Annotated in this window: 6 protein-coding genes; 4 read left to right on the top strand and 2 right to left on the bottom strand. The window is 72.8% G+C overall.

The window, feature by feature from the left end:
- Window positions 1–121 precede the first annotated feature (121 nt).
- Both ACRDP3_RS17320 and ACRDP3_RS17315 read right to left on the bottom strand, forming a co-directional pair.
- Complete coding sequence (locus ACRDP3_RS17320; protein ID WP_431517858.1) at window positions 122–304, bottom strand: DUF6104 family protein; 183 nt, start codon at window positions 302–304, stop codon at window positions 122–124.
- A gap of 70 nt (window positions 305–374) precedes the next feature.
- Window positions 375–986 carry a hypothetical protein gene (locus ACRDP3_RS17315; protein WP_431517857.1) on the bottom strand — a complete coding sequence of 204 codons (612 nt, stop codon included), beginning with the start codon at window positions 984–986 and terminating at the stop codon, window positions 375–377.
- 262 nt (window positions 987–1,248) lie between these two features.
- On the opposite strand from ACRDP3_RS17315, the gene ACRDP3_RS17310 reads away from it, so the two are divergent.
- The 4 genes from ACRDP3_RS17310 to ACRDP3_RS17295 all read left to right on the top strand — a co-directional run.
- Window positions 1,249–1,596, top strand: coding sequence for a CU044_2847 family protein (locus ACRDP3_RS17310; RefSeq protein ID WP_431517856.1), 348 nt, complete (start codon window positions 1,249–1,251; stop codon window positions 1,594–1,596).
- 236 nt (window positions 1,597–1,832) lie between these two features.
- Window positions 1,833–4,022, top strand: coding sequence for a trypsin-like peptidase domain-containing protein (locus ACRDP3_RS17305; protein WP_431517855.1), 2,190 nt, complete (start codon window positions 1,833–1,835; stop codon window positions 4,020–4,022).
- A 92-nt stretch (window positions 4,023–4,114) separates the two neighbouring features.
- Entirely contained in the window at window positions 4,115–5,167 is a 1,053-nt protein-coding gene (locus ACRDP3_RS17300) for an AAA family ATPase (RefSeq protein ID WP_431517854.1), read from the top strand.
- Between the two features lie 42 nt (window positions 5,168–5,209).
- On the top strand, window positions 5,210–6,189 hold a 980-nt coding region (locus tag ACRDP3_RS17295), incomplete at its 3' end, for an SAV_2336 N-terminal domain-related protein (protein WP_431517853.1).

Below are 6,189 nucleotides of genomic sequence, written 5' to 3'. Positions count from 1 at the left end.
ATCGGCCAGACCGTGGGCTCCGGCCACTTCAACCAGCTTCAGGTCCCCGACCAGGTCAACGCCATGATCGCCCGCTTCCTGGAGTCGTACGGGCTGTGACGGGCGGTTACGCCTCGTCCTCTTAGTCCTCTTCGTCCTCGTCGTCGCCGCGGGCCAGCCACGTCGCCAGGCGTTCCACCGGGACCTCGAAGTCCGGGTTCAGGTCGACGAACGTACGCAGCTGGTCGGCCAGCCACGCCAGGGTGACCTCTTCCTCGCCGCGTCGCTTCTCCAGTTCCTCGATACCGCGGTCGGTGAAGTACACGGGGTGCTCCTGAGGTGCGTGTGGGGTGCGGGTGCTCTGGTTCCAGCGTATGGGGTCAGGGGAGCGCCCCTTACTTCCGGTCGGGGAACGCCTCGTCGAGCGTGGGAACGGTGAGACTGCTCGTCGCCAGCGCCTCCTGGACGTCGTCGACCCGCAGATACCGTCCCTGCTGGACCACCGGCACGACCTTCTCGATCGAGCCGGCCTCGCTGAGGTGGAAGACGGTCCACGGCCTCCGAGAGGCGTCCAGCGTCTCGCCGTCGCGCATGATCCCCCGGGTCTTCGCGGTCGTACCGCGGGTCCCGGGGATCGCTTGGTGAAGGGTCTCCACCGCCACGACGTCGAAGACCAGGCCCCGGCCGCCCGGCTGGTACATCACCAGCGACCGCGGGCGGGCGAGTCCGACGTGGCTGCTGCTGAGCGGGCACATGTACACGCCGTACGTGCCGAGTTCCTCCAGAGCCAGGGCGTTCGCCGGCACGATGACCGCATGGTCGTGCAGCGTGCGGAACCAGTCCACCGCCGCGTCCTCCTCCCACACCAACCTGCCGCGGTTGCGGTGTGCCGGATCCGCGACGAGCCCGCGGGCCGCCATCAGCTCCATGCTGCGCGGCTGGCGTTGGGTCATCGCGGCGAAGTCGGACCGTGTCAGGACCTCCGGCAGTTCCTCGAACCACGACATGCAACTGCCCTTCTGTGAGGCAATATTGAAGAGCCGAGACGCTCTCTCCGGTGCGACGATAGCGGTTCCGAGAAACGAGGATACGATTCTTCGCATCCTCGTTTGGGTGAGTTTCGGGCCGAGCTCCTTGCGCCGGACGGGACGCCTCGCATCCTCGAACGACTCGCCCGAGAGGTCTGAGATGCCGGCACGAATCCCGCTTCCCGTCGGTCACCGGCGCACGTCTTCCCCCACCGAGCGGAGGGCGTAAGTGGAGCGCGGCGTGCAGGAGATCGAGCTGCCCGGCGGGGAGACAGTGCTCGCGGCCGTGCGGGTGCTGGAGCCCGACCAGGTTCCTGATGTGCCCGGCGGGACCTACGACTTCGAGGACACCGGTGCCTTCGACCGCCTCGCGGCCCGCGTGGAGCAGCTCAACGAGCTGGTGACCGGGGTCGGTTCGGCCGTGCTGGAGGCGGCCCGTGCCGCGCGCCCGCACGAGGTGAGCGCCACCTTCGGTGTGGAGATCGGGGTGAAGCCGGGCAAGGCCGTGGCGATGCTGGCCGACGGCGAGGTCAAGGGGTCGATCTCGGTCACCCTCACCTGGCGGCCGGACGGCGCCGCCGACGGCTGACGCCGCATCAATCACCCCTCGCATCTGGCCAACACGGGAAGTAATCTTGTTCCCCACACGTATCGACGGGGAAGTTCCGGGGGAACGGGGGTACGGATGGTCTGCCTTGGCGGTCGCCCGGCCGACGGCGCGCGATGCGGCCCGCGCTCGTGCGCCGTGCGTGTCCCATGAGCGCCGTCGAGAGCGCCGTACCGGCGGCTGTCGTACGGATTGGTGCACCAAGCGACGGGCATGACATGGGGGATGGACGGCGCGGCACCGGATTCTGGGGCAGCGGGTTCTTCATCGCGCCGGGCTGGGTGCTGACGAGCGCGCACGTCGTGGGGCAGGGGAGGGGTGCCGTGTGGAGGGGTGAGCGCGCCATCGGCATCAGCACGGCGGACAGCGGGCAGTTCACCGGCGAGCTGGCGTGCGCGTTACCGAAGCCGCTCGATCCCGAAAGACCTCCGTCCCCCTGGGGCGCCCCGGATCTGGCCCTCGTGCGGGTGCCCGAACTCGAGCACGGGTCGGGCGTGTTCAGCGGACCCGGAGCCGGGTCCGGTGCGGGACCCGACTGCCTGTGGCTCAGCGACCGTTCGGCCCTGACCCCCGCGAAGGTGGGGCTGTACGGATACATGCGGGACCCCTCCGGCGAGTTCTGCGTCGGCGACGAGGGGATGGCCGGCGGCGGGACGGGCGGCGGTCCCCTGATGCTGCGCGGCAATCTGCCGTCCGGCTGCTCGGGCGGTCCCGTCGTCGACCTCGTCCGCGCCAGCGTCATCGGCGTGTGCAGGGCCCGGGCCAAAGATGCCTCCAACTCGGCGCTGGCCACTCCCGTCACGGCGCTCCGCGACTTCTGTGACGCGGACCCGCGCGCGTACGCCGCGTGGCAGGAGGCGTTGCGCGCTCACGACCGGTACCACCTCAGCCGGTATCACGGACCCGGCCGGAGCTGGCCGCGCATCCAGGTCGATCTGGCGCGGTACGGGCACGGCTTCACGGCTGACCACCGGGCCGAACTGTACGGCCGCTTCGCCGAGTTGCCGCCCCCGACCAGCGCCGGACAGGTGCTGGGGATGGTGAACGAGGCGCGGCGCGAGGTGCTGCGGGAGTCCTACCGGCTCGACGCGCACGCCCCGCGCAGCTGGCGGGACGGCGTCGGGCTGCTCTACGACCCGCATGACGGCCGGCCCGCCGGCGCCGAGAGCGGCCGCGACCTGGAGCGGGAAGCGGTGCTGCTGTACGCGGCGAAGGTCTGTGTGGCGTTCTCGGCTGCACGCCGTGACGGTGTGCCGGGGCCCCGCCGGGCGGCCGACGGCAACGGTGCGATCGACGAGTTGCAGGCATGGGTCAAGGTCGCCGCGGTGTCGCTGCGCAACGAACTCATCCGGCAGCGGGTCCCCGAGATTCTGGACGCCGCAACCGCGCCGGTCATCGAGCCGGTCATCGAGCCGGTCACGGCACCGGACACCGCGCCCGCCGTCGCGCCGGCCGTCGCACCCCCCGCCACCGAGCCGGTCACCCCACCGTCCGAAGAGCGGTCCGCAGCGCCCGCCGCCCCCGCACCGGCCACCGTCTCCGCCGCGTACGCGGACGTCCTGGTCGAGATCGATCCCGACTTCTACGGCACGCACGCCTGGCGCGTGAAGCTGCTCCGGGGCGACGGGCAGGTCACCCCTCTCCAGCACAACGAGAACGGCGTGCCGCGCGCGGAGTTGGAGCGGGACATCCGCGCCGCGCTCGCCGCCGCCCTGGACCAGGGAGACATCGGCGAGCACCTGGCCGCGGTCGACTTCATGCTGCCGCGTGCGCTCTTCGACGAGCCGGTGGAGATGTGGCGGGCCCGGGAGGCGAGTCCGGGCGAGCCGTTCAGCGCGCACACGCTGCCGCTTGGCCACCGCCGTACGGTCGCACTGCGCGACTGGCAGCGCTGGACGCGGCAGGTCATCCCGGAATGGCGGGACCGCTGGAGGGTCATCGAGCGGGGGCGGCTCGGTGCGGTGCCGCTGTGCCGCGACATGCCCGTCGCCGGGCACGACAGCCCGTACCCGGAGAGCGAGGACGTCGCCTACGGACGGCTGCACACCGCCGGGCACAACGCCGTGCCCGTGCACTGCGCGCGGGTGGGCCACGGGCGCGCGGCCGCGGCGCTGGGCGTCGCGCTCGCCGCGGGGCATCCGGTGGCGCTGTGGCGCCGCTGCGACGAACGGCACGCGGACTGCACCGAGTTCTACGCGGGTGTCGAAGGGTGGCTCCGCGAGGTCGGCGCCGACGGCGGACCGGACGGGCTGCGCGAGGGGGTCCGTGCCCTGCGCAACAGGAATGTCGATCCGGACGCGCTCGACCCCGACGCGGCCTGGGCACGGCAGCTCGTTCTCCTCTACGATCCGCCGCACGGACCGCAGCTCCCCGACGGACCGCTCCGCGCGCCACCGCTCCGCCCGTAGCCCGCATGCCGCCCGAGCATCGACCGAGCACCGACCGATCACGCCCGACTCAGCGACACCGGCCAGAGCCAAGAGGAGCACGAGGAGCCATAGTGAGCGATTGGCGCATTTACCGGGGAGCGGGGCTCCCGCACGACGGCCTGCGGCGGTTACCGGAGCCGCCGCCCTGGCGTGACTTCACTTTCACGGACGGCGCCCCCGGGGCGGCGGAGGGCGCCGCCACCGAGGAGGCCGACGCCGCCAGACGGCTGGGCGTGCAGCGGCAGTTGGTGGAGAACCTGCACCCACGCCCCGAAGAGGTCGAGGCGGTCAACGCCGCGCTGTATCTTCGCCGCCCCCTGCTGGTCACCGGGAACCCCGGCACCGGCAAGTCGACGCTCGCCCACGCCGTCGCACACGAGCTGGGGCTGGGCCGGGTGCTGCGCTGGCCCATCGTCAGCCGCACGACACTGCAGGACGGGCTCTATCACTACGACGCCATCGGCAGGCTGCAGGACGTCCAGCTGGACCGGGCGGTCGACGGTGAGCGGGCCGAACGGCCGCCCATCGGCTCGTACATCCGGCTGGGCCCGCTCGGTACGGCGCTGCTGCCCACCGGCTCCGGCGGCGCCTGGGAGCCCGGCGGCGCGCTGCCCCGGGTGCTGCTCGTCGACGAGCTGGACAAGAGCGACCTCGATCTCCCCAATGACCTGCTGAACGTGCTGGAGGAGGGCGAGTTCACGATCCGGGAGCTGGAGCGCAGTGCCGACCGCGAGCCGGTCACCGACGTACTGACCGACGACGGCCGCATGGTGCCCGTCACCGGCGGCCGGGTGCGCTGCACGACCTTCCCCTTCATCGTTCTCACCTCCAACGGTGAACGGGACTTCCCCGCGGCCCTGTTGCGCCGCTGCATCCAGCTGGAGCTGAAGCCGCCCACCGAGAAGCAGCTCGCGGCGATGGTCACCGCCCATCTCGGCGAACAGGCGCTGGCGGAGGGCGAGGAGTACATCCAGCGCTTCCTCTCCCGCGACCCGGGCCAGGTGGTTGCCACGGACCAGCTGCTCAACGCCCTGTTCCTCACTCAGCGCGCGGCCGGTGCCGAGCGGGTGACCCGCAACCGCCTCGCCGAGATGCTGTTGCGCCCGCTGGACCGCCCGAGGTGATGGGGGATGGACCCGAGGGGGCTCCCGGACCAGCCCGCGGACATGTCCGCCGAGCGATCGGCGGCCGAACAGCGGGTCGCCGAGCAGCGGGTGGCCGAGCTCGTCGCACGGTTGCGCGGGGCGGGCTGGGAGCCGACGGCCCAGGAGGTGGCCGAAGCCCTCTGGCTGGCCCGCTGGACCGCCCCCGACGCGCGCGAGGAGGCCGGAAGGGCGGTGGCCGGCCGGGCCGGTGATGCCGCGACCGGCGCGTCCGCGCCCGAGGGGCCCCCTTCGGTACGTACGCCTGAGCAGCCCCCGGCCCGTGCGCTCAGCCGGACCGCGCACGCCGGCGCGGAGCGCTCGGCGCCCGTGTCGCTCTACGCACCCGCCCGGCACGGCGGTGCGCCGGGTGGCACCTTCGCGGTGCGCGCCCCCGCGGCCGCAGCCCTGCCCGGGCTGCTCGGTTACCAGCGCGCGCTGCGCCCCCTGCTCGGCTACCGGCCGCAACTGCCCCCCGCGCCCGGTTCGCTGGACGAGGCCGCCAGCGCCGATCTCAGCGCGCGGAGCACCGCTGTGCGCCCCGTCTTCGGGCCGGCGCTGCGGCGAGCGGCCGAGGTGCTGCTGCTGATGGACGCGTCCGCCACCACCTCCGTGTGGCAGCTCACCTTCGACTCGCTCCGCCAGACCTGCGAACAGCTGGGCGCCTTCCGTGACGTCCAGGCCCTCTATCTGCACCGCGCCACCGACGGCACGCCGCTGATCGGCACCAGCCCCGACCGCTCGGCCGGCCGGTTGCGCCCCGCCGACCAGTACCGCGACACCACCGGCCGTCGTCTCACCCTCATCGTCAGCGACTGTGTCGGACCGCTCTGGCAGGGCGGTGGCGCCCAGCGGCTGCTGCACCGCTGGTCGGGCGGTTCGCCGCTGGCCGTCGTGCAGCCGCTGCCGCCCCGGCTGTGGTCGCGCACGGCGCTGCCCGCCGAGCCGGGAGTGCTCGTCCGCGACCGGGGCGCGGGCGGCCGGGTCACCTTCGAGCCGGACGG

This window comes from Streptomyces sp. (assembly GCF_050698815.1).
GTDB lineage: Bacteria > Actinomycetota > Actinomycetes > Streptomycetales > Streptomycetaceae > Streptomyces.
Note: the sequence above shows the minus strand (reverse complement) of the source record. Positions and strands in the feature narration are given on the sequence as shown.